The sequence below is a fragment of the Actinopolymorpha sp. B9G3 genome (genome assembly GCF_040120725.1).
Lineage (GTDB): Bacteria > Actinomycetota > Actinomycetes > Propionibacteriales > Actinopolymorphaceae > Thermasporomyces.
Window position 1 is genome coordinate 49,080 of the sequence record NZ_JBEEAB010000010.1, and the last position, 22,865, is coordinate 71,944.

Below are 22,865 nucleotides of genomic sequence, written 5' to 3' on the forward strand. Positions count from 1 at the left end.
GGGTGGCATTCTGCGGTCGGCTTGCTTGGATCAAGGCGGAAGGGAGTTGTCTTGGATATCTGGGACGGCGACGTCTTGGTTGACACACCTGAGGTCATCGGGTTCCTTCATGAACAACTGGGCCGTGAACCGTTGCTCGCGGCGCTGACGGAGATCCAGTTCGAGCAGCGGACGACCGGCGACGTGGGCACGTTTTTTCGGGCGGTCTGGGCACCCACGGGCGAGTCTGTCGTAGTGAAGCTGAACGCCTGTGTCAACGCTTCGCGAAAACTGACCCCGTGCGGGTTCGGGAAAATTGACCCCCTGGCGGTTGGTTCAGCGGCGGTTGGTGCGGTTGTCTTTGGCGAGGAGTTCGCGGCGTTGGCGGGTGCGGTAGGAGTCGCCGGTGAGGGTGAGGACCTCGGCGTGGTGGACGAGCCGGTCGATCATGGCTGCGGCCACGACGTCGTCGGAGAACGTCTCGCCCCAGCGTCCGAATGGCAGGTTCGATGTGACCAGGACCGAGCCTTGTTCGTAGCGTGAGGCGATGAGTTGGAAGAACAGGTTCGCTGCGTCCTGGTCGAAGGGGATGTAGCCCACTTCGTCGATGATGATCAGCTTGTAGCGGCGGATTTTCTTCAGCTCGGCCTCCAGGCGCCCGGCGTGGTGGGCCGCGGCGAGGCGGGTGATCCAGTTGCTGGCGGTGTCGAACAGGACGGAGTAGCCGGCGTGGGCGGCCTTGACCCCGAGCCCGATCGCCAGGTGGGTCTTGCCGATGCCGGGTGGGCCGAGCAGGATCACGTTCTCGGCCTTGGCGACGAAGGTGCCGGTGGCCAGGTGGGCGAGCAGGTCACGGCGCAGTGAGGGCAGGTGGTCGAGGTTGAAGTCCTCCAGGGTCTTTACGGCCGGGAAGTGGGCGGTGCGGATCCGCATGATGGAGCCCTTGGACTCCCGGTCGGCGACCTGACGCTGCAGCAAGGCGGCCAGGTACTCCTCGTGCGACCAGTTCTCATCGCGAGCCTGGGCGGCGAGTTCTTCCCAGAACGCGCCGATCGTCGGGGTCTTCAGCACCCGGGTCAGGTAGGCGATCATCGACGGCATCCCGTCCGCCGGTGCGGCAGACAGACGCGGAGCCGAGGTGCCGGCTGTGACTGTGGTGGTAGTCATTCGGTTCTCACTTTCGTTGCTGGGTTGGTGAAATCGACGCCGAACAGGGCGTCGTAGTCCGGCAGTCCGCGCAGCATGACGGCGTGGCCGTCGGTGTGGTGGCGGGTCGTTGCCAGGCGTTGTTGCCGGTCGTGTGCGAGGGCTTGGCGCATCTGCTTGGCGGTGGCGGCATGAGCCGGGTCGGTGACCACGCCCTGCTTGGCCCACGACCGGGCGTGGCGGGCAACGACCTGCCCGTCGCAGCGCACCGTCACCTGCTGCGCAGACGCGGTGACGTCGACGAACCTGCCGATCACCCGCGGGTCAACGGAGTAGTCGCAGGTGTCCACGCGCACGTAGTAGTCCCGGCCGAGGCGCACCCGCTGAGCCAGCCCGGTCGGCGGGTCCAGCGGCGGCAGCGCCAGCATCGACCTGTAGTCGGTTTAGAGCAGATCGACCGGGCGGCCGGCGATCGAGCGGACCGTGCGGGCGTTGGCCTGCTGCAGCCACTCGCCCAGCTGGGTGTTGAAATCGGCCGGTGAGGTGAACCTGCGCCCGGGCAGGAACGAGGTCTCCAGGTACTGGTTGTTCCGTTCGACCATCCCCTTGAACTCCGGATCCCGGGGCGGGGCCAGCCGGATCTGGGTGGCCAGGGTGCCCGCGAACGCTGCCGCCGGCGAACTGAGGCGCCCGGTCCCGCCGATCGCGGACTCCCGATCCCACAACAGGGTCCGGGTCACCCGGCCGATCCCGGCGATCAGCGCCCACATCCCCGCCAGAATGTCGCCAGCCTGGCGCGAGGGGATCATCGTCGCGGTCAGGAACCGGGAGAACGCCAACGTCATCACCAGCACCGGCAACACCCGCTCCTGCCCGGCCGCGACCGGGATCCTCGGCTCGGGAAACCACAGGTCGCACTGGGTCAGCTGCCCCGGCTCATAGGTGACCCGGTCCACCGGGTCGATCCCCACATACTCCGGCCGGATCGCCGCGAGCCGTTTCTTCAACGGCGACAACGAGTACGGCCACCCGATCCGAGACGCGACCACCGGCGCAGGCATCCGCGGCCACTCCGCCAACAGCGCCCTGATCTGCGGCTCGTAGGCATCGGCCACCGACCCCCGCGCCGCCCGCTCATACTTCGGCGGCCGATCCGAAGCCAACGCGGCCCGCACCGTGTTCCGCGCCACCCCCAACCGACGAGCGATCTCCTTGATCGGCACACCCTCGCCCCGATGCAACCGGCGAATCTCCGCCCAGTCCTCCACTTTCAACACCCTCCAAGACTCAGGAGGGGGTCAACTTTCGGAGAACCCCAGGGGGTCAGTCTTCAGGAATCGGCGACACGCCTGTGCGATCGAGCTTGACTGGATGTCTGTGGTCTCGCGTCGCGCGCCCGGACTGGTGCCTCATGTGTACGCCAGCGGCCGGCGTCTGGGCGAGGTGGACGTGGGTTGGCTCGTCTTGCGGAGAGCACCCCACCACATCGACTCCAGTTCTCATGATGACTGCCGCAAGCTGATGCTGGCGGCAGCGCGTTTCCAACAGGTGGCACTCGACATCGACAGAATGACCTACCCGATCGATGCCGCGTTCTTCGAGTGGTGCATGCCTGAGGCAATCGAAGCTGACTGTCCGGGCCCGGGCGAGGACGTCCTGGCCAGGCTGCATCAGGACCTCATGTGGGTGGACGAGCAATCTCCTCGCGTTCGGTGCCACGGCGACGTGCACTTCGACAACGCGGTGTCCGAGGTTCCAGGAGGCCCACTCCTGCTCATCGACCCGCTTCCACGGATCGCCAACTGGGCCTGGGATGCCGCCTACGCGCAGATGCTCTCGGGCAAGGAGGGGACCCCTCGGTTGGTTCCGCTCCTTGCCGAGGCGCGACGGTCGCTCGGTCTTCCCACCGGGGACCCGCCGGCACTTGAGAGGCTGGAGACGATTCTTCTCGGGTGGTCGTCAATGCTCTGGTGGGCCATCAAACCCTTCCGGCGCGATGACCCGTGGTTTGCAGAGCAGGTCAGGTGGTACCTGGAGCGCCTCGCATCGTCCAACTCTCCCTAGAGTCAGCCCACCACTGCTTCGGCCGCGCGGCGCGATCCGTAGGTAATGGGCTTGGTTGATGTCATTGACCACCCGTCGTACAGCGTCCGAGGCAAGGGTCGGTGTAGGTGCTGACGTCGAACATGATGGCGTTCTCTCCACATCGTCGGATGACCGTCTGCCGGGAACGACGATTTTGTTGGACGCCACTCCGTCATAGGAGTCCGCGCGCGAACGCCTCCCGCAGGCCCGCATATGTCAGCGGTGTGAAGGCCTCGGCATCGTGCTCCAGCCGCTGCCGGAGCTTGTCCGTCGGCATCCACTGTGCGTCGCGGGTGTCGTCACCACGGGACTGAGGCTCGCCGGTCCCGATGGCCAGGAAGACCATCAGCATCGAGGGATACCCTCCGTCGATCATCTGGACGCACAGGTCCGGCCGCGACACCTGCACAAGCTGGCCATGCAACTCATGCTCGGCCACCGACTGGCCGACGGTGATGTCGCCGACCCCGGTCTCCTCCTCGACCTCGCGGCGTAGGCAGTCCATGACCGGCTCCCACGCGTGCCACTTGCCCCCGGGCAACTCCCAACGTCCGAGGTTGCCGGGGTCGCTGCGTGGCTTCCATCGCTTCTGGATGAGTACGGCGGGGGCCGCGTCACGCTGGCGCACCAAGCCGTACACGTTGGGCACGACCAGCGACTCTCGAGTGTCGGTCATGCTTTGATTATCGCGATCAGAAACGGGCCGGTTCGTGGTCGACACCAAGGCCAGCGCGGGGACGGAGGATTCCGGGACGATGACCGAGCATCGACGGAGGATCGCCGCCTACGCGATCTGCCTGCGGGACGACCAGGTTCTGTTGACTCGGTTCGTCGCTCCTGACGGCATCGACCGGCACTGGACGCTGCCGGGCGGCGGGTCGAGCACGCCGAGGACCCCTACTACGCAGTCGTCCGCGAGGTGGAGGAGGAGACCGGCTACCAGGTTGAAGTCGAGCGGCTTCTGGGCGTCGACTCCCGATCTTGGCCGGTGGCGTCGCGGGTCTCCGGCGGTGCGGAACTGCACACCGTAGGCGTCTACTACCGCGCCCGGATCGTGGGAGGCGAACTGCGCCACGAGGTAGACGGATCGACCGACCTGGCCGCATGGATGTCGGTGACGGACGTGCCTGGCTTGGTGCGCGCTGGTCTTGTCGACGTCGGGCTGGAGCTGGACCGCGCGCGACCAAGGACGGGCCATGTCGACCCGGTGTCGGTCGGCGGCCGCATACGGTAGCGGACGCCTTGTCACCCCTGAACGTTGAAGTCGCGGGGCCGTTGTGCCGCGCTGATGGACCTCGTCGTACGCGGAGGGTGGCGACCGTCACTGAACGCGGGTCCAAGTGTGGCTAGCCGTCGCTCGTCACGTGCTCGACGAGGTCCTGCTCCGTCTCGCGGAAGCGGCGGAAGGCATGCATGTCGTAGTCGAGGCCGTATACGCGTTTGAGGTCGGCGACGGCGGCAAGGGAGCGCTTACCGAGCGCGCTCCACGCCTGCTCGCCCTCCTCGCCGGGCACCGGCTCGAACGAGTGCAGAACGATTTTCTCGAGCAACTGCCCGAGCGTCATGTTCTCGAACTCGGCAAGGCCCTTCAGGACCTTGACCAGGTTCCGCTCCATGCGGACTCCAAGTTGAACCCGCTCAACCGTGGGTACATCCTCATCCGCCGTCATGGTCCCACGGTACCACGGGACCATGACGACGAGCAAGGCGTCTCTGCTACGCCGGACACGCCGATATCGTGGCGAGCTCATCGACGGGTCGATCGGAGTAAGAGGAGAGCCCGGGGTGTACGGGTTCAATGCCGTCAGGCGGACACTTCGCCTTGCGATTCGTCCGTTCAGCGGCGGGCAGGTTTCTCCGCCGGCAGGATGACGTCGCTTGTTGCCGGCTCGGCCGGGTCGATGACTCTTCTCGGCGACGGTGGATCTAGTGGCGCCGGAACTGGGGTCCGGAGCCCAAAGCGGATCGGTCCGATGGCTGCTCGTACTCTTGTTCCGTTGTGTCCGGCGGTATCCGGCTGCGGGCCGCTGTTCATACGAGGAGCGCGGACGTTCTGCCCGTTCGGCCGTAGACGATCTCAGAGAGCTTACGGTTGCAGTACCGGCTTCGGGACTCCGATCCGTCGGGAGCCATGTCAGAACGTTCGAGATGCCCGCCGGGCAACTGCACGAGAAGTGGATGGCGGCGGCACAGCGCGGTCTTCTCCCCTGGGCCTGTGCTTGAGTTGGCGAGTCTCTCGACGGAGTCCGCTGCCTGTCCATCGCCTCGCAACAGGTGCGGCCGAGGTGTTCGCATCCATGAGCAATCAGCGCGCGGTTCGTGGAGTCCGCGATCAGCTCTGACGCAGCATTGCGTTCCCGGCAAGGGCGAAGTACTGGCGTAACAGCCCGTTGGTGTTCTCGGTGGTGCCGGGTCGTGAGGGTGAGTGGAGTTCGCGGAAGTAGATGTCCGGTGGCCACAGCGTGCCGGTTTGCTGCGGGCCTGTGCAGGATGCATTTGCCGGGAAGAGTCATTGTGGAACGAGCGCAGTGGACTTGTGCTTTGCGGCCTACCTGCCGATGACGATGCGGTATCTGATGAACATGACGGGACCGTGTGACGTGGGTCCTCCGGACTGTACTCAGGTTCACATCGTCGGCGCGGTCCATAAAGAGGGGAAGTCGCTATCGTTCTGCGTATTGTCGGCGAGAACAGCGGAAACGCAGAGTCCGACCGGATAGCAGCTTCGCCAACCAGGGCTCCCATCCTGGCCACCACTTACGGCGTGCGACTCTCCGTTTGCACGCTGTATCTAGCTCTCGGCTTGGGGCTTAGGCGAGGCTTGACAGCTTATCTAAGGTTGCGAGCAGAGACTGAGGGGCACGTGCCGGTCTTTCCGAGTTGTCCCTCTTTGCCCTTTTCCTCGCGCGTCCGATCCCGGTCCGACCCGTGTCGGCCTTGCCCACCTGGGGAATGTTGTGAAGCAGATTCTCATCCGTTCGGGGAAGAGCCCGTTTCGTATTGCTAGCCCGGCTGAGTTCGTGCATCAGGACCTGATCGGGACGAACACGGGCAATCTGCTGTTCAGTGATGCTGCCCATAGACTGCTGATGACTCCGGACACCGAGGTGACGTCTAACGGCATCCGTACCAACTGCTCGGCCGAGCGTGCCGCGGAGATCAACGAGCGGTACCACGTGTTTGTGGTCCCGCTCGCTAACGCATTCCGCCCTCGGTTCCAGTCTTCGCTCGACCGGCTGAGTAGGTTGATCGAGCAACTCACTATTCCGGTCGTTGTGTTCGGCGTTGGAGCGCAGGTAGGGGAGGACTACTCCACGGAGTGTCTGCAGCCGATGGAGGAGTCGGTCAAGCGCTTCGCCTCCGCGGTACTCAGTCGGTCAGCGTCTATCGGTGTCCGCGGTGAGCTGACCGCAAGCTACCTGAACAGCCTCGGTTTCGATGACGTCGACATCATCGGCTGCCCGTCGATGTTCTGGCACGGGGACAGGTTCCCCGATATCCGGGCAGCCGAGCTTAGTGTGGACTCGCGCATCGCCATCAACCTCTCCCCAGACGCGATTCCCGTCGGGGACCTCGCCGGCATCGCTCGGCACACTTGGGAGCGCTACCCGCACCTGACCTACTACGCGCAGAACACCATCGACGCGGAATTGCTGCTGTGGGGTGACACGACACCCGAGTCGGGGAAAGCCGACCCCTTCCCGATTTATCACAGTCATCCTCTTCTGCGCGAGAACAAGGTGCGTGTGCCACTAGACCCGACGAGCTGGGTCAGGGAGCTAGCCGACTACGACTTCGCCTTCGGAACCCGAATCCATGGCAACGTCGCTGCGCTGCTGGCCGGCACGCCAAGCGTCGTCCTCACCCACGACTCGCGAACCCTGGAGTTGTGCCGGTACTTCGACATCCCGTACCGACGACTCGCCGAGGTGCCTGGCGACACCGACCCGCGTGAGCTGTACGAGCACGCTGACTTCTCCGCTATGCTCAACGGCCACGGTGAGCGGTTCGAACGTGTCGTCGCCTTCCTCGACCGCAACAACCTGCAGAACACTTACACCCACGGCGACAAGGGCGCGGCCTTCGACGCCAAGATGGCCTCCCTCGAACTGCCCGCGTCCATGCCGGCCTGGGACGGCAGCAACGACGCCAACATGCGCTACCGCATCAGCAGGCTGCGCGAGCTGATCATCGCATCCGACATCAAGGCCGCGACAGCCAACAAAAAGCTCCGCGTACACCTTGCAGCCGCCAAAATGCGCCAGGTAGATGCCACCAACCGGCTCGCAGCCGTACGCGAGGAGCTCGACACCGCCCGCGCGCAGATTGCCGCCATGGAGCGACGGATCACACGCGTCGAAAAGCAGATCCTGGTTCGCATCGGCCCCGCCCTACGCCGCCGCATACGCCGGCTCCGTGGCCCCATCGGCTGAGCCGACAAGACCAGTCGGCCTGAACAAACGCCGGCCCATTTGCTTGCGTACTGCCCCGCCGCTGGGTCGTAGATCAGCATGGCGCTGCGACTGGCTGGGCTGGAGTCGAGTGTGAGTTGAGGCTGTACGCGTCGCCGTGCAGACTGTCAGGGCGGTCGGCGCAGCGGCGCCGACGTGCGCGAGCAGGTCACGACCGTCATGCTTCCCGGCGACCGGACGGTCACCCAGAGCATCGGCAAGGGGTCAGTCCAGACCGGCTTCTACATGGTGATCGACCGGGGCAGCCAAGCCTCCTGGCCGTCACGTTCGCGCCAGCCGCCCCTTCGGCCACTTTGAGAGGAGGGACGCGGACGGTTTAACCTGCGGCTCGTGCGCTTCCGCAGGAAGTCCGTCAGCCTCACGGTCGGTGACCGTGCGCTGGAAGATCTCCACGTCCGGGCAGCGACCCAGCGCGGCCGCGCCATCGCGGCGGAGTCCCGCGACTGGCTGCTGGTGAAGTCGGTGATGCAGCCGGGGGAGCGGGCACGTGCGCGAGTTGCGGTGCGCTTCCCGCACGAGGGGAACGCCGCGGGCTTCGCCTTCGTCACCGACCATCGGGTCATCTTCGAGGTCCGCGAGCGAGTGACTGCGGTGGCGCTCGCGTACGTTGTCTTCGCGGGCCGACCGATCGAGCCCAGCCTCGGCGACTTCGTCGTCACAGCGAGGACGGCTGGCGGGCCCTCGGGCGGGGAGTTCACCACGGCGATGCGGATCCGTGACGCCGAGGCGTTCCACGACTTCTTCCCCACGCTGCTGGACGCTGCCCGGGCCGCGGGCGCGCTGCCCGAGGTCGACACGAGCTGGGGAGGCGAAGCTCCGCGACCATCCGTGCCACGCAGGGCCGAGACCGCCGAGCCGCTGCCGACCGACGTGCTCGACCGTGCGCTCGCCACCTTCATGGAGGATGACGAGCGGATCGCGTTCGCCGCCGAGATGGTGTGTGATGCCGGTGGCCGGGTCACCGTGCTGGTTACTCAGCGGCGTCTCGTGGTCATCGAGAGCCGACTGATCTGGGCGGCCCCGCTGGAGCGCACCAGGGTCGCCGAGGCCAGCGGGAGGGCCCTCCAGGTGTGCCTGCTGGCCGAGACGGTCACCGACTCTCTGGTGCTCGGTGGGGGTCTCGCGTCCGTTGATCCCGGCCAGCGGCGGTTGACGCTGCGGTCGGACGACGACCCGGCCGTCGGCGTACGCCTCCACACGCATCTGCGTGCGGGTGGCGCTGGCCCGCTCATGGCCTGGCCGGCGGCCGAGTAATCGTCGTCGGTGTGGTGTTCAGTCCTGCGGGTTGAAGAAGAAGCCGAGTGCGAGCGACCAGGCGAGGTGCCACACGTAGACGCCGAGGACGAGTTCCCAGCCGAGGTTGAGTGACAGGAAGCCCGCGTTCAGATCCGGGAACTGCGTCGGGATCCACCACAGGCAGCTCAGCGTTGCCAGAACCATACCCATGGCGACTCCACGGGCGACGTTGCGCGCGGTCGTCAGGGTCTTGCCTAGCAGCGGGAAGATCAGCAGCGCGTAGCCGAGCGCGAACACGATGCCGTTGAAGGTGTGGAAGATATGCCCCTCGAACCACTGCGTCGTAGCGGCGGCCTCGGGCATGAGGATGGATCCGTTGAAGGAGGCGAAGTCCAACTTCGGCAGGCCGATGCCGGTCATCCAGTAGCCGATCATGTCGGCGATGTGAAGGGCCGCGAAGCCCGCCACGAGCCCACCGATGAGTCGGTGCGTGTTGACGTACTGGGGCCAGTGAAGTCCGGCCGTCTGGTGTTGGACCACCGGCAGCGCATGGTCGGCCACCGGCGCCTGACGGGCATCCAGGTCCTCGCGGGTTGCCAAGTGGCCTGGCTGGTACGGCTGGTGCGTCGAAATGATGATCTCCTTCGTCGCCCCAGGGTCGGACGTCCTCTCGGTCGCCCGCCCCGTCCCCGGGTGGTGAGGGCATGATGTCCGGTATTGGGTACTCCATCCCGCTCCGCCACGCAACTCCAGCATCGCGCGAGCCCGTCCTCGCGTGGGTGATCGCGCAGTTTGAGGCTCGATCGAAGGTCTGCAGCGTTAGCCCTCTGCGTGAGATCCCGGGCGAGCGTGGACCCTGGCTCCTCACCGTGTCCTCCGTCTCCGGCAACCGCGAAGTCGTCTTGAAGACCGGTCCGCTGGATGATGCGGCCGACCGTGGCACGTCCGAACACGTGTCGATCACTGCATCGATATCTACGGAGGCGGCCGAGATGAGTGCCTTGGGAGCAGTCCTACCGAGGATCCACGCAGTCCAGGTCCCGCCAAACCCGCACCTTCCGCCGCGCACCCGCGCCCGGCAAGGCGAGCACTTCATCTCCCAGCGTGCCCAGCGACGTCGTGCCATCCAGAACTACCAAGCAGGTAGCACACGTGATCGTGAAGAGCTGCGCAGTCAGGTCGCGGCCAGTAAATCCAGCGTGGTCAGCAGAGCGGGTCCAGCAGTACCTCACCGACCCCGGCACCACACCACTCATCGAGGAGGCAGAACGCGTCCTCGAGCAGCTTCCGCACTCCACCGAGCCCACCGGCCTGGTGCACAACGACATCGCGATCGGCGACGTGATCTGGTCGACTGGCCGGCGCCCGGTCGTGATCGACTGGGAGGGCGCAGGCAGTGGCGCGACTGGCCGGGACCTCGGCAACGCCCGGTTCGAACTCGCGATGCATTACGGAGTGCGGGCAGCCGAGACGCTGCTACGTGGCTGGACCGAAGTGGCGGGGGCGCCAGCACCGGACGACCTCCTCTACTGGGACCTCTCCGCCACGCTCAACACACCTGCCAACCTTCAAGGGTGGGCGCCCATGCCGCACGCAACGGAGGGACGCGACGCCTTCATCACACATGTCCTGAGGCGGGTCGGCGCAACAGGAGCGTCGTCATGAGTCCGTGAGGTTGAAGGCCTCTCGGGTCGGCGCGCCGACGGATCGTTCACGAACTGGTGATGGTGGCAAGTTCACGCCAGGGCTTCGCGGTGTTGTCTAGGGGGACACCCCCTAGTTTCGTTGTTCGATGAACCATGCCGCGACCTGCGTGCGCGAAGTGAAGCCGAGCTTGCGGAGGATGTGGTCGACGTGGCACTCAGCTGTTCGCTGCGATATCACGAGGGTGGCGGCCACGTCCTTGTTCGACAGGCCGTTGGCGACGAGCTCGGCGACCTCGCGCTCCCGCCTGGTCAGCTGTTCGTCCGCCTGCCTCGTGGACGCCCTGCCTTCGAACGACTCCTCGGCGCCAGCCACCGTCGGCGACTCGCCCAAGGCGTACGCAAATGCGACGTCGATGGCGAGGCCGCGCCCGCGGTCGAACGCCGCCTGGAACGCCTGCGCGCCAAGAGACTTCCGGGCTTGCTCACGACGTTCGTCGCTCCAGTCGATCAGGCCTTGCCAGCCCGACAACCGCCCACCGCCAATCGGTTCCCACAGGGTCTCAGCGATGCCGAACAACACGGCGGCGTGTTCAGCCTGGCCGCTCGCCGCGGCGCTCCAGGCGAGCAGTTCGACACACCAGGCGACACCCACGTGGTCGAGGTGGCGCTTGAGCTCGAGGGCGCTTCTGGCGTAGGTGTTCACCTGTGCGAGGTCGCCCAGTAGCCAACGTGCGAACGCGATGTGCCATAGCCCCCAGGACTGCGCCCATCGCTCCCCACGCTCCTGGCACATGGCGATGGCTTGTTCGCACAGTGCCACGTCCCGTTGGGGGTCGCCCAACATGGCGACGGTCATGCCGAGGTCGATCATGGCCAGGGCGGTGAGTGAATTGACGGCTCCGGCAGCGCGGTAGTGAACCAACGCCTCTTCGTGCGCGGTCACCGCTTCGGGTAGTCGCCCCTCGAACCATTTGGCGAGTCCAATGAACTGCATCGCGTGGCCGAGTGTGAGCTCGTCGCCCAGCTCTCGGGCCAGGTCGCGGCACTCGTGGAGCACCGGCAAGGCATGCTTGTAGTTGCCCTGGGAGGACGAGAACCAGCCGTCGACCCACAGCGCCTGGGCCCGTTCGTTGCTTGGCTGCTGGTCCAGTGCCAGTGCTCGACCCAGCCAGTAGCGGCCGTCACGAATTGATACACCGAACCAGTACCACCACAACAGGTACGCCAGCCGCATCCCGGTACGTGCCTCGCCCGCCTCGGTGAGACAGAACTCCAATGCCGCAAAGATGTTGGGCTGTTCGACCGCGAAGCGGCGCAACAGGTCCATCTGGTGTGGTCCGAACCAGTCGGCCTCGGCCTCCTCGACAAGGCGTAGGTAGTAGTCGCGGTGGCCCTCGCGGATGGCGCGCTCGTCGATCGGGTTCAGCTGCTCGCGACCGAACTGTCGGATCGTCTCCAACATCTGATAGCGGGCGTGGCCTGCCTTGCGGCTCATGACGGACTTTTCCACCAGACCAACCATGCCGTTGAAAACGTCGTCGGGGGCGAGACCCGCAACGGCACAGACCACCTGGGCGGCCTCCATGTCGAAGTCGCCAGCGAACACCGACAGGGTGGCCCACAATGTCCGTTCGAGTTCCGAGCAGAGATCAAAGCTCCATTCGATGGCGGCACGCAAGCTCTGATGGCGCGGTGGCGCCTCCCTGCCACCGCCCGTCAAGAGACGATAGCGATCCTCCAGCCGCTCGAGGATCTCCTCGACGGACAGTGCTCGCAGTCGTACGGCGGCCAGCTCGATCGCCAACGGCAGTCCCTCGAGCTGCTGACACAACCGGGCCACCGTCTCCTCGTTGGCGGGGGAGATAGTGAAGCCAGGAACGGCGGCTGACGCACGCTGTTCGAACAACTGCAGCGCTTCGTAGCGGTGTGGCGACTCCTCCGTAAGCGAGGCACCAGCCGTGGGAACCGAGAGCGGCGGCACCGGCCATATGTGCTCTCCGGAGATGTTCAGGGGCTCTCTGCTCGTTGCCAACACCCGCACGTTGGGTGCCGCCACGAGCATGCTGTGCGTCAGTCGGGCACACGAGTCCAGCAGATGTTCGCAGTTGTCGAGTACCAGCAGCAGTCGCTTGTTCTCCAGGTAATTGGTCAGCACAGTCTCGGGGTCGTCGGTGATGGAGTCCGTCAGCCGCAACGCCGTCACCACAGCGTTGCCGACCAGCGAAGGGTCGTCCAACTTGGCTAGCTCCACCATCCACGCTCCATGCGGGAACGCGCGACTCACGCTCTGCGCGACGTGCAGGGCCAGCCGGGTCTTGCCCACACCGCCCACGCCGGTGAGGGTGACCAACCGCGACTCGGACAGGGCTCGTTTGACATCAGCGCTTGCCTGCCGACGCCCTACGAAACTGGTCACTTCGGCCGGGATGCCACCGGTCTCCCGACGAGGTGCCTGCGTTGCCACAGTCGCCATGAAGCCCCTTCAGCGAAACAGCACGACCATCGTATGTCCGGTCGACCTGCGGACTAAATGCCCGCATGTTCTACGGCATTCACCCTGCATGGCCCCAATCCACGTGGTGAGCCTGGATTTCGCGAGGTTTGTGGGGGTCGCGCGGCGGAGGTTTGGGTCTGGGCTGGCCGGTGAGTTATGGCGGCATGCCGGGTCTACACCACGTCAAGTCGATTCGGATCGAGACCGCCGGAGGCCGGAATGTCTGCGTCAGTGCTCTACATGTCGATGTCACTCGATGGGTACATCGCGGGACCGAACGACGAACCGGGCAACCCCGGCGGCGACCGTTTCATGCGCCTGCACGAGTGGTTCGCCACGCCGGAAGGGGAGTTCTTCCGGCCGTCCGGGCCCGCCGGAGAGTTGATGGACGAGTGGAACGCCACCGGTGCGGTACTGGCCGGTCGGCGCCTCATGGAGCAAGTAGACCACTGGAAAGGCGATCACCACGGCGTGCCGATCTTCGTGCCCAGCCACCGGCCGCCGCCTCCCTCTGTCGCCAACTATCCGTTGGTGACGTACGTGACCGACGGGATTGAGAGCGCCATGGCGCAGGCCAAGGCTGCGGCGGGCGACCGGGACGTGCTGGTACACGGCGCATACACGGCACAGCGGGCACTCGAGGCCGGAGTGTTGGACGAGATCCAGATCCATCAGATCCCGGTGCTGTTCGGCGGTGGTCGCCGGCAGTTCGACGTCTTGCCGTCGCGTATCGAATTGGAGATCGTTCGAGTGATCGACACGCCCGAGGCGACCCACATCCGCTACCGCGTCCGTCGCTGAAGCCGAACGCGCCTCGAACCTGGCGGCGGAGGGCTCGGGTGCCTGCCGGCGCAGGCCGAGGTCCGGCCGTTCGTCGGGCGCATGACGGCGATCGCCGCCGGCGGAGGTCCCGTGAGAATCTGCCGGCAGCCTGTCAAATCCGGAGCGAGGCGTTCGTAGGAGGGGTGAGAGGCTGGCCGAAGGAGGCCGCCGGGACAAGGAGTCATGAGATGACGCGGTACCTGATCTCGTTCAACAACGGTGCGATGGACGTCCCCGACGAGGATCTTCCCGACGTGGCCGAGGCCGCCCACGCGGTGGTCCAGGAGGCCAAGGACGCCGGCGTGTTCGTCTTCGCCGGCGGGCTGCCCCTCGACGCGGAGTACGACGTGGTGGCGACCGACGGGATGGTCACCGACGGCCCGTACCCGGAGAGCAAGGAGTTCATCGGCGGCCTGATGGTCGTCGACGTCCCTACCCGGGAGGCAGCCCTGGAGTGGGCCGCAAAGATCGCGGTCGCCTGCCGCTGTGCGCAAGACGTCCGCGAGTTTCTGCCCGACCCGGCCGTCGAATGAGATGACGTTGTGGGGCGGCATTACGTGGCGACGAGCCCGGGCACCGACGCCGTACGTCACGACCTGACCACTGCATCGACGGCGGCGACCACGCAGCGCGCATGCGGATCGATGCGGCAATAGGCGTTCGCGCCAACAGGCCGGCCGTACAGACTCTCGGTCAATGCGAATGTGACGGTGTTGAGACGCGGCCGACCGGGCGAAGGGGACGCGTGCTGGGTTTCTCCACGCGGTCGATACGCTTGGATTCATTCAACTCTTCCGATGGCGCATGGAAATCCCAGTGGCGGATCTTGGAACCGATGGTGAAATTCCGATTGGGGCGAGCCGTACATAAACTCCGGATCGGCGGACGGCTGCTGGGTTCGTTGGCATTGTCTGCTGCGGGGGCGATTGCTGTTGTGTGGCTCTCCCCGGGTGGGCTGGGCCAGGCCGGACCGGTGAGGGTCACCAGTGGCGCATCGGCGTCGGTGTACCGGTCGGTGTCCGGGGTGATGGACGACGCGCCGTCCTGGGTGGGATCGGCCCTGTCGGTGGCGACCGAAGGTGGGTTGGTGGCGCTCGGATTTCTCCTGCTGTGGGTGTGGTGGGCGGCTGTCCGTGGCAGGGACGCGCGCGGTGTCGCCGGGGCCACTTCGGTGGGCGCCGGGGTTGTTGCCGCTTACGTGGTGAGTGAGGCGTTGAAGCTGGTGGTGGACGAGGAACGGCCATGCTTCGCGCTGCCTGGCGTTAGTGCGGTCACGGAGTGTCCGGGTGCGGGTGACTGGTCGTTCCCGAGCAATCATGCCGTGCTCGCGGCAGGGATCGCTGCTGGGCTGGCGGTGCTCCGGCCACGCCTGTCCGTGGTGGCATTGCCGCTTGCCGTGGTTGTGGCGCTGCTGCGCGTGGTGGCCGGCGTCCATTATCCCCACGACGTTGTCGCGGGCGCTCTCATCGGCGCCACCGTTGCGGTGACGGCGCTGCTCCTGGTCGGTCCGCCGGTCTCTTGGGCCGTGTCATCGTTGTTCCGACGCTACGGGAATGGTCCCGGCTTCCTGGGACCCCGCCGCCGCTCTGCTATCGACCCCCACGCTGGCGGGAGGTCGCATTGATCATTGATGAGAATCTCGTCTTCAGCGCCGAACTGCGGGGACTTCACAGGCTCGGGAGCCTTCCGAGGCCGAAGGTAACGACTCGTTCCGAGGTCCTTCCGGGCGCGGCCTGTCTCTGGGAAAGCAACACCACCGGTGGTCATCGAGATCCCGTCCGGCTCATTCCCGCCAGCGGAGTTCCACTGAACGACGTCCTACGCGCAGTTCAGCGGAGCCATCAACGGGTTCCGGGCGGGCACCTTGAGATCCGGGGTGTCGCCACAAGCTTCGACCCGGCGGCCGTGTCCCTGCTGCGTTCCGTCGGTGCTCACCAGGACAGCGAGGGGCCGCATACGATGATGGCGCTCGACCTCAGGTCACTCGACGACAGAGCCGACCACGCGCCGGGGTTCTCCGCGACCGTCGCCACTGATGCCGAGAGCCTCGCCAAACTCCGCTCGGTTGTCGGCCAGGTCTACGCAGGCGTGGACGAAGAAGAGGCCGTGAAGGCCGACAACGAGGCCGACTTTTACCACGCCCCCGGCACCATGACCTATCTGGCTGTCCGTGAGAACGGACAGACGGTCTCTACGGGGAGCCTTCTCATCGATGGAGACGTCGCCAACATCTGGAGTATCGCCACGCTTCCGGCGGCACGCGGGCGAGGCGCTGCATCGGCGGTCATACGGGCCGCCTGCGCCGAGGCCCGCCGCCAGGGGGCCAGCATTGCAGGCCTGCGAACCACCGAGGAACTGGCCAGAGACGACGGCCTTTACCACAGCGTCGGATTCGCTGTCGTCGGCCACGAACACGCGTGGAACCTCGACGACATCGACACTCACGCCATCTGACAGCCAGCACAGTACCGGCACCGAACACTTGTCGGGCCACGTCACTGATTACCTCATTGCCCACCGCGGCGCCATAGCTCGACCGAGGGCGTGCAACCTGCGCTGGCCTGGGCGTCATTCTTTGGGCTGCCTGGCCGCTAGAAGCCTGGCTCGTCGAGGTCGGCGATCAGGGTGCGGATCAGGTGGCCTGAGCGCTCGACGCAGGCCTGGTCGTCCTCAGCCACGCCGAACTCGAACGAATCCAACGCGATGATCAGTGTGTGCAGGTCCAACTGCCGCCGGTGCGTCCTGTCAGCCGGCGCGCCGTAGCCGGCGAGAAGCGGCAGCAGGTCCAGCTGCGGGCCGCGAACCCGGAGCACCGCCAGGTCATGGACCGGTGCACCGGGCTGCCAGTCGCCGAAGTCGATGATCCCGCTCACGCGTACGGCCTCGCCGTCCCTGCCGTCACCGGTCACGAAGATGTGCTTGGGGCCGAGGTCACCATGGCACAGCACCCATTGAGCACAGGGAAAGTCGCGGACGTATCCCTCCAGCAGGTCGAGCATCCGGTCGAACTGAAGCGCCGAAAACCCACCGGCAAGGATCCTGTCCCGTGCTGCATGTCGGGCAGCCAACTCGGCCGCCATCGCGGTCGGCCAGTCGCGCTCGTCATCGACATGGATCCGGTTGATTCGGGCAATCAGTCCGCCGATCTCGGCGAGCACGTCGTGGCGTTGCTGCTGCGAGAGGCGATTGATGACCTCGCCGAGCGGACGGCCCGGCACGGTGCGCTGCACCATGACGGGGAACTCGGAGTCGTCGATCCGTACGGTGTCCTGGAGCAGGATCTCCGGGGCGGGCACGCTGGCGGCACGTGCACTCTTGATCGCCCCGGCCTCGCCCGCCGAGCTGGTGGCGAGGTCTCCGTCATCGAACCGGAGGATCCGGACCACCACATCCTGCTCGTCGGCACACCGGACCCGGTAGACCTCGTTCGAGTACCCCTCCACGATCCGGTCCACGCGGTCGGTCCCGGCACCCACAGCACGGCGTACGAGCTCGGTCAGCACCGAGCGTGGCGTACTCGTCTGAGCGTGTTGCCACTCCGCATACGAGCCCAAGGGCATGCCGGCCATTCCAACAGCCCGGCGCCCATGGATCAAAGGGGTTTGCCCGGCCATCTACAAAGCTATGACCATGTAGGCGCCTGCATGGCCTTCACCCGGTCGCCCGCCGCAAACTTCCTCGGTGGATCATTCCGGTGGAACCTTGGAAGCGATCGCGTAGGCGAGTGCGGCCTGATCCTCCTTCGGTACGTCGAGATACCCTTTGGACTCCATCATCAGCGCCTGGAATTGCTGCTCTTCGTACGCCACACCGGGAGGCAGGGGCGCAAGGTGCCAGTGCACGTGCGAGTTGCCTTGCTTGCTTCCCAGACTGAGAACGTACAACCGCTCGGTGGGCAGCACCTCTGAGATGGCTACACCGATTCGGTGCACGATCGCCTGCAGCCGGAGATACTCCTCGATCGTGAAGTCGGCAACGACGTTCTCCCGATGTTGGATCGGGGCGACCAGGACGTACCCGAGGAGCGTAGGGAAGCGGTTGAGGAAGGCAATCGCTGTGTCGTCCTGGTAAATCGGCGGGTGCTCGTGTGGGTTCGATCCGTCGACCACTCCGCATATGAAGCACGGTGCGGCCTGTGCCCGGGCGGTATACGCCTTGAGGTCGAGTTGCCGTCGAGGGTAGGTCGTACGCATGCTGAGCGATCATGCCAGTCCTGGCCAAGTGTCGCTCGCAGCGGAGATCTGGGTCTCGGCGCGGGTATATCCGTCGGAACGAATTGCCTGCCTCTACGGATGGTCGCTCGGACGTCACGCGGTCAGGACGCCAGCACAGGCAGATGGGCCGTCACGTGCGCGATGTCGGTTGGGGCCCACGCCATTGGTCGATGCTTAGGCGGTACAGCACATGCGGGCGCAGTGGGTGGCCAGGCGGAACACGCGGGTGGTCGAAGTCATCCGCCGGATCGTGCGACATGCCAAGCCGACCCATGACGGCCTGCGACCGCGTGTTCAGCACTGCCGTCATCGACACGATCTCGGTGAGGCCGACCTGTTCGAATGCGTATGCCACTGCCGCCTTCGCCGCCTCCGTCGCGTAGCCGTGACCCCACGCGCTGCGGGCGAACCGGTACGCGATCTCGAACGCGGGTGTGAAGTGGGCGTCGAACGTCTGGTAGAGCAGCCCGGCGCAGCCGATGAACTCACCTGTTTCGCCCAACTCCACAGCCCACATACCGTGCCCACGCTCGGTGATGCCGGCCTCGATGACTTCGACGAACGCATCGCTTTGCTCGCGGGTCATCGTAGCTACGAAGAACTCCATCACCTCAGGGTCGCCGTGCCATCTTCTACCTGGTCGACGTCACCACTGCTGTTGGCTGGCGACCCAACCGGCGATCTGCGCCCGTGAGGTGAAACCGAACTTTGTGAGGACGTTCTCGACGTGGGCTTCGGCCGTACGCCGCGAGATCACCAGCTCCGCCGCGATCTCCCGGTTCGTCCGACCCTGATGGACCAGAGTGGCGACCTCCCGTTCGCGTTTGGTCAGTAGCGTCGCCGCCGCGGTCACGGGCGCCGCGGCGGGAGGCTTGGTCGAGGTGACCTTCTCGCCCAGCGCCATGGCGACCGCTTCCGCTTGGGTGAGGCTTGCACCCTCGTGGCGGGCAGCGTCATAGGCCGCTTCTCCGAGGGCCCCCCGGCTACGGGCCCTGGATTGCTGGCTCCAGTCGAGCAGGATCTCGTACCCGAACAGCTGGGCGCCGATCGGCTTCCACATCATCTCCGCCGCCCCGAACAGCACGGCCGCCCGATGCGCATCCTCGTCGGAGGCCGCGACCCAGGCCAGCACTTCGAGGCAGAACGGGATGCCCAGGAGGTCGTTGAGGTCGTCCTTGCTGCGCAGGCACCCTCGGAGATGCGAGGACCCCTTGACCCGGTCACCCGCGACCCACCAGCGCAGGCCCACGATCCACTCCGCCCACGACGCCGCCCATCGCTCGCCGCGACCAGCACAGATGCGCTGGCACTCCTGGGCGAGCGCCAGGGAGCGGTCGAGGTCACCCCGCATGCACGCGGCATCGGCACGCGCGACGTAAGCGATCAACGCGGGCGCGTCCCATCGTCCTGACTTGCGGTAGCCGGCCAGTGCCTCGTCGAGCAGGCGCGCGGCGCTGGTCAGGTTGTTGTCGAACAGGTCCGCCATCCCGAGGAACTGGATTGCACGAGTGGCCGCGGACGTGTCACCGAGGTCCCGGGCGAGGTCGCGGCATTCGACCAGCAGCACCCTCGCCGAGTCGGTGTCGGCCTGCAGGGATGCCGCCCAGCCGTTGATCCACAGGGCTCGGGCCCGTTCGGGGCTGGGCTCGGTGTTCAGCGTGAGTGCCCGGTCCAGCCAGTAGCGCCCGTCCCGGATGAACCCGCCCGCGATCCAGTAGAACCACAGGTCGCTGGCCAGCCGCAGCCCTGCGCCAGCCTCGCCCGGTTCGGTGAGGCTGAAGTCCAGCGCGGCCCAGAAGTTGGCCCGTTCGGCACGCAGGCGCGCACCCCACTGGGCCTGGTGCGGACCGAACGAACCCGCATCGGCCCGCTCGGCCATGCGCAGGTAGTAGTCACGGTGCCGCTGACGAAACTCATCCTCCTGCCCGGCCTCGACCAGCCGTTCCCGGCCGTACTCCCGGATCGTCTCCAGCAACCGGAACCGTGCGGAATCGCCGGCCATGTCCCGAACCAGCACCGACTTCTCGACCAGACCCGTGACCAGTGCGAGCACATCGGTGACGGCCACCCCAGGAGATTCATCGCCCACGCATATGCTCTCGACCGCCTCCAGGTCGAAATCGCCGGCAAAGACCGAACATCGTGCCCACAACGCCTGCTCGGTGGCAGAGCAGAGGGCGTAACTCCAGTCGATCGCCGCCTGCAACGTCTGGTGTCGTGGCGGGCCAACACGACTGCCCCGGATCAGCAGGCGGTAGCGGTCCTGGAGTCGGTCCAGGATCTGTTCCACTGACAGCACCCGCACCTGCACCGCCGCGAGCTCGATCGCCAGCGGCAGACCGTCCAACCGCCTGCACAACAGGGCCACAGCATTCTGGTTGTCACGATTCACGACGAACCCTGGCAGCACCGCCGCCGCCCGGTCCTCGAACAACCTCAACGCCTCGTACCGGCTGGCGGACCGATCGACCGGCGACATGTCCGCATCCGCCCCACGGGTCCCAGGTACCGACAGGGCAGGCACCGCCCACACGTGTTCGCCAGAGACGCCCAGGGGCGCACGACTGGTCGCCAACACATGCACCCCCGGTGCCGCCGGCAACAGAGCCGCGACCAGCTGGCGGCAGGCGGGCAGCACGTGCTCGCAGTTGTCAAGAACGATCAGCAGGTGTTTGTCGCGCAACTGGCGGATCAACAGGGTCTCCGGATCGCCCACCGACTGATCACGCAGCTCCAGCGCCGCCGCCACCGTCTGACCCACCAACGCCTGATCCTGAACATCGGCCAACTCGACCAACCAGGCACCATCGGCGAAAACGCGCTGAATGTCGCCTGCCACCCGCAACGCCAACCGCGACTTGCCCACACCACCGACACCGGTCAACGTCACCAACCGCGACCTCGACATGAGACGTTTGACATCACTCGTCGCGTGCCGACGTCCGACGAAACTCGTCACATCGGCAGGGATCCCTCCCCCACGGTGCAGGGCCTGGACCACGCGGCGTCACTCCCTGTTGCGACCGACTCACCTCGGATGCTACTCGCGCGCCGCGGAGGCAGCCCGGAGCCCATCCAGCACAGAATCGAGTAGGCAGGTACGCCCGATATCTCTCCCTGGAAGGCATATCTAGTGGCCTGGTCCATTGTGCCCGGCCGGGAGTTGTGGAGGTTCCACACGAACGGCGGCCCGGAGGTTTCCCCAACGGAAGCCGTCAGCGCGGGGTCCAGAACGGATCGCGGCCGATGAAGCCGAGCATCCGGGTCTGAGCGTCGGCGTCGTCGGGGGTCGGTACACGTGGACCGTACTGGCCCGAGGAGCGCATCAGCTCTTCGATCGGCTCCATGCCGGCCAGCAGTACCGCGCAGAACTCGGGGTCGAGCTGGTCGTCCTGGCCGGTAGCGCGGGCAAGGTCCCAGGTGTGCATGAACACGTCGGAGGTGTAGAACCGGTCGATCGCCTGGTCCAGGGGTAGCTCCCCAATGTGCCGGTTGGCGAACGACCGTTGCGGGGTCTCCGGGTCGTCCAGCAGCGCCTGCACCGCGCGGCACTGTCCCTGCCAGGCTGCGACCGGGTCGTCGTCCACGCTGGGTCCGTTCGGCAGCTCGACGCCGGCACCGGCGGCAAGGAACGAGGGGAACCATTCGACGAGGTGGCGCACCACGTCGCGGGCGGTCCAGCCGGCGACCGGCGCGGGGGCGTCCCAGTGCTTGGCCCCGCGGACGTGATCGGTGAACCCGCCGGCGATCTGGCGATGCCGCTCCGCGGGGGGCAGGTCAGACAGTGCCATCGGCCAGCATCCTGTCGAGCTTGGCGTAGCCGTCTTCCACGCCGATCTCCATGCCGCTCTTCAGCCAGGCGTCGCGGCTTTCGAAGCTGTCCACCAGGGACTGCGTGCGCAGCCGGCTCCGGCCGTTGCCGAGATCGTCGACCCACAGGGTCTCCAGGGCAACGCCATCGGGGTCGCCCTCGAAGGTGAACGTCTGCACGATTCGGTCCGGGCGCACCTCGTGGAAGCAGCCGCGGAACGCGTACTCCGAGCCGTCGCCGGCGATCGACACGAACCGGAAGCTCCCGCCGGTACGCGCGTCCCAGTGGTCGATGCGCGTACGCATGGTGTCCGGGCCGACCCATTGCTTGAACAGCTCTGCGTCGGTGTGTGCCCGGAACAACTGCTCGGGCGTGGCGAGGAACTCGCGCGCCATGCGGATGATGGGGAGGGCGCAGTCCGCCTCGATCGTGGTGCTGTGTCTCTTCATGCCCTCACTCCGTTCGGTCATTGGTGCTCCTTGTGCTCGTCGGCCTCGTTCATGGCGGCCAGCACGCGGTCGAGGCGTTGGTAGCGCTGCTCGGCCTGGCGGCGGTATCGCTCAATCCATTCGTCCATCAGGTCGAACGCCCCAGTCTCCAGGTGCACGGGCCGCGGCTGTGGGCCACGCGACCGGCTCACCAGGCCCGCCTGCTCCAGCACCCGCAGATGCTTGTACACGGCCTGCACGCTCATCTGGTACGGCTCGGCGAGCTGGTTCACCGTGCGGTCGCCGACCGCGAGCCGGGCCACCATGTCGCGGCGGGTCGGGTCGGCGACCGCGGTGAAGACCTTGGACAGGACGTCGGTCGGCATCAGCGCCCTCGTTTCAACCAATGGGTTTAAAGCCCAAGGTAGCCCGCTCGCGGCCCGCGGTCAAGGGAGGCCGCACTCGACGAGGTTCGCCGTCGGGGCACAAGAGCGTCACCGCGGGCGGGCCGCCTTCGCGCCTGACAGAACGA

General features: G+C 66.3%; 20 protein-coding genes and 2 pseudogenes. 9 read left to right on the top strand and 13 right to left on the bottom strand.

Translation table 11 applies throughout. From position 1 onward, the window contains the following. Positions 1-315: 315 nt before the first annotated feature. The gene (istB, locus tag ABNF93_RS18490) at positions 316-1,146 is read right to left on the bottom strand and encodes an IS21-like element helper ATPase IstB (RefSeq protein ID WP_349329318.1); all 831 of its coding nucleotides are present in this window, start codon (positions 1,144-1,146) and stop codon (positions 316-318) included. Further along, positions 1,143-2,402, bottom strand: a pseudogene (istA, locus tag ABNF93_RS18495) (IS21 family transposase). Before istA ends, istB begins: the two are co-directional and overlap by 4 nt. On the opposite strand from istA, the gene ABNF93_RS18500 reads away from it, so the two are divergent. After that, entirely contained in the window at positions 2,302-3,189 is an 888-nt protein-coding gene (locus ABNF93_RS18500; RefSeq protein ID WP_349329319.1) for a phosphotransferase, read from the top strand. The pseudogene istA and the gene ABNF93_RS18500 overlap by 101 nt on opposite strands. A gap of 193 nt (positions 3,190-3,382) precedes the next feature. Here the strand turns inward: ABNF93_RS18500 and ABNF93_RS18505 are convergent, their stop codons facing one another. Further along, on the bottom strand, positions 3,383-3,886 hold the full coding sequence (locus tag ABNF93_RS18505) for an NUDIX hydrolase (protein ID WP_349329320.1): 504 nt from the start codon (positions 3,884-3,886) through the stop codon (positions 3,383-3,385). A gap of 180 nt (positions 3,887-4,066) precedes the next feature. Between ABNF93_RS18505 and ABNF93_RS18510 the strand changes: the two genes are divergently transcribed. Further along, complete coding sequence (locus ABNF93_RS18510; RefSeq protein WP_349329498.1) at positions 4,067-4,444, top strand: NUDIX hydrolase; 378 nt, start codon at positions 4,067-4,069, stop codon at positions 4,442-4,444. Positions 4,445-4,556: 112 nt separating this feature from the next. Here ABNF93_RS18510 and ABNF93_RS18515 read toward each other — a convergent pair whose 3' ends face one another. Further along, entirely contained in the window at positions 4,557-4,880 is a 324-nt protein-coding gene (locus ABNF93_RS18515) for a hypothetical protein (RefSeq protein WP_349329321.1), read from the bottom strand. 1,287 nt (positions 4,881-6,167) lie between these two features. On the opposite strand from ABNF93_RS18515, the gene ABNF93_RS18520 reads away from it, so the two are divergent. Both ABNF93_RS18520 and ABNF93_RS18525 read left to right on the top strand, forming a co-directional pair. Further along, a complete protein-coding gene (locus ABNF93_RS18520) occupies positions 6,168-7,643 on the top strand; it encodes a polysaccharide pyruvyl transferase family protein (RefSeq protein ID WP_349329322.1) in 1,476 nt (491 codons plus the stop codon). Between the two features lie 369 nt (positions 7,644-8,012). Next, a complete protein-coding gene (locus ABNF93_RS18525; protein WP_349329323.1) occupies positions 8,013-8,936 on the top strand; it encodes a hypothetical protein in 924 nt (307 codons plus the stop codon). A gap of 18 nt (positions 8,937-8,954) precedes the next feature. Here the strand turns inward: ABNF93_RS18525 and ABNF93_RS18530 are convergent, their stop codons facing one another. Further along, positions 8,955-9,518, bottom strand: coding sequence for a hypothetical protein (locus ABNF93_RS18530; protein WP_349329324.1), 564 nt, complete (start codon positions 9,516-9,518; stop codon positions 8,955-8,957). Positions 9,519-10,070: 552 nt separating this feature from the next. On the opposite strand from ABNF93_RS18530, the gene ABNF93_RS18535 reads away from it, so the two are divergent. Then, complete coding sequence (locus ABNF93_RS18535; protein WP_349329325.1) at positions 10,071-10,583, top strand: phosphotransferase family protein; 513 nt, start codon at positions 10,071-10,073, stop codon at positions 10,581-10,583. Between the two features lie 111 nt (positions 10,584-10,694). Here the strand turns inward: ABNF93_RS18535 and ABNF93_RS18540 are convergent, their stop codons facing one another. Continuing rightward, positions 10,695-13,037, bottom strand: coding sequence for a LuxR C-terminal-related transcriptional regulator (locus ABNF93_RS18540; RefSeq protein WP_349329326.1), 2,343 nt, complete (start codon positions 13,035-13,037; stop codon positions 10,695-10,697). Between the two features lie 267 nt (positions 13,038-13,304). On the opposite strand from ABNF93_RS18540, the gene ABNF93_RS18545 reads away from it, so the two are divergent. The 4 genes from ABNF93_RS18545 to ABNF93_RS18560 all read left to right on the top strand — a co-directional run bounded on the left by ABNF93_RS18545 (position 13,305) and on the right by ABNF93_RS18560 (position 16,334). Beyond that, positions 13,305-13,859 (top strand): dihydrofolate reductase family protein, encoded by a 555-nt coding sequence (locus ABNF93_RS18545; RefSeq protein ID WP_349329499.1) that lies wholly within the window; start codon positions 13,305-13,307, stop codon positions 13,857-13,859. A gap of 209 nt (positions 13,860-14,068) precedes the next feature. Next, positions 14,069-14,413, top strand: coding sequence for a YciI family protein (locus ABNF93_RS18550; RefSeq protein WP_349329327.1), 345 nt, complete (start codon positions 14,069-14,071; stop codon positions 14,411-14,413). Positions 14,414-14,853: 440 nt separating this feature from the next. Beyond that, on the top strand, positions 14,854-15,504 hold the full coding sequence (locus ABNF93_RS18555; RefSeq protein ID WP_349329328.1) for a phosphatase PAP2 family protein: 651 nt from the start codon (positions 14,854-14,856) through the stop codon (positions 15,502-15,504). 335 nt (positions 15,505-15,839) lie between these two features. Then, a complete protein-coding gene (locus ABNF93_RS18560) occupies positions 15,840-16,334 on the top strand; it encodes a GNAT family N-acetyltransferase (RefSeq protein ID WP_349329329.1) in 495 nt (164 codons plus the stop codon). Positions 16,335-16,471: 137 nt separating this feature from the next. Here the strand turns inward: ABNF93_RS18560 and ABNF93_RS18565 are convergent, their stop codons facing one another. From ABNF93_RS18565 to ABNF93_RS18595, 7 genes and pseudogenes are all read right to left on the bottom strand, one after another. Next, the gene (locus tag ABNF93_RS18565) at positions 16,472-17,440 is read right to left on the bottom strand and encodes a phosphotransferase family protein (RefSeq protein ID WP_349329330.1); all 969 of its coding nucleotides are present in this window, start codon (positions 17,438-17,440) and stop codon (positions 16,472-16,474) included. A 126-nt stretch (positions 17,441-17,566) separates the two neighbouring features. Continuing rightward, complete coding sequence (locus tag ABNF93_RS18570) at positions 17,567-18,073, bottom strand: HIT family protein (protein ID WP_349329331.1); 507 nt, start codon at positions 18,071-18,073, stop codon at positions 17,567-17,569. A 151-nt stretch (positions 18,074-18,224) separates the two neighbouring features. Beyond that, positions 18,225-18,713: pseudogene (locus ABNF93_RS18575) on the bottom strand (GNAT family N-acetyltransferase); the annotation flags it as partial. A 27-nt stretch (positions 18,714-18,740) separates the two neighbouring features. After that, positions 18,741-21,053, bottom strand: a complete 2,313-nt coding sequence (locus ABNF93_RS18580; protein WP_349329332.1) for an ATP-binding protein — start codon at positions 21,051-21,053, stop codon at positions 18,741-18,743. 256 nt (positions 21,054-21,309) lie between these two features. Continuing rightward, the gene (locus ABNF93_RS18585) at positions 21,310-21,885 is read right to left on the bottom strand and encodes a TIGR03086 family metal-binding protein (protein WP_349329333.1); all 576 of its coding nucleotides are present in this window, start codon (positions 21,883-21,885) and stop codon (positions 21,310-21,312) included. Further along, entirely contained in the window at positions 21,872-22,375 is a 504-nt protein-coding gene (locus ABNF93_RS18590) for an SRPBCC family protein (protein ID WP_349329334.1), read from the bottom strand. Before ABNF93_RS18590 ends, ABNF93_RS18585 begins: the two co-directional genes overlap by 14 nt. Further along, a complete protein-coding gene (locus ABNF93_RS18595; protein WP_349329335.1) occupies positions 22,372-22,719 on the bottom strand; it encodes an ArsR/SmtB family transcription factor in 348 nt (115 codons plus the stop codon). Before ABNF93_RS18595 ends, ABNF93_RS18590 begins: the two co-directional genes overlap by 4 nt. Positions 22,720-22,865: the final 146 nt, after the last annotated feature.

Bases quoted from the DNA above. Each gene is read 5' to 3' on its own strand.
- istB (WP_349329318.1), bottom strand. From the start codon at position 1,146: ATGACTACCACCACAGTCACAGCCGGCACCTCGGCTCCGCGTCTGTCT.
- ABNF93_RS18505 (WP_349329320.1), bottom strand. From the start codon at position 3,886: ATGACCGACACTCGAGAGTCGCTGGTCGTGCCCAACGTGTACGGCTTG.
- ABNF93_RS18515 (WP_349329321.1), bottom strand. From the start codon at position 4,880: ATGACGGCGGATGAGGATGTACCCACGGTTGAGCGGGTTCAACTTGGA.
- ABNF93_RS18540 (WP_349329326.1), bottom strand. From the start codon at position 13,037: ATGGCGACTGTGGCAACGCAGGCACCTCGTCGGGAGACCGGTGGCATC.
- ABNF93_RS18545 (WP_349329499.1), top strand. From the start codon at position 13,305: ATGTCACTCGATGGGTACATCGCGGGACCGAACGACGAACCGGGCAAC.
- ABNF93_RS18550 (WP_349329327.1), top strand. From the start codon at position 14,069: ATGACGCGGTACCTGATCTCGTTCAACAACGGTGCGATGGACGTCCCC.
- ABNF93_RS18560 (WP_349329329.1), top strand. From the start codon at position 15,840: ATGATGGCGCTCGACCTCAGGTCACTCGACGACAGAGCCGACCACGCG.
- ABNF93_RS18565 (WP_349329330.1), bottom strand. From the start codon at position 17,440: ATGCCCTTGGGCTCGTATGCGGAGTGGCAACACGCTCAGACGAGTACG.
- ABNF93_RS18570 (WP_349329331.1), bottom strand. From the start codon at position 18,073: ATGCGTACGACCTACCCTCGACGGCAACTCGACCTCAAGGCGTATACC.
- ABNF93_RS18585 (WP_349329333.1), bottom strand. From the start codon at position 21,885: ATGGCACTGTCTGACCTGCCCCCCGCGGAGCGGCATCGCCAGATCGCC.
- ABNF93_RS18590 (WP_349329334.1), bottom strand. From the start codon at position 22,375: ATGACCGAACGGAGTGAGGGCATGAAGAGACACAGCACCACGATCGAG.
- ABNF93_RS18595 (WP_349329335.1), bottom strand. From the start codon at position 22,719: ATGCCGACCGACGTCCTGTCCAAGGTCTTCACCGCGGTCGCCGACCCG.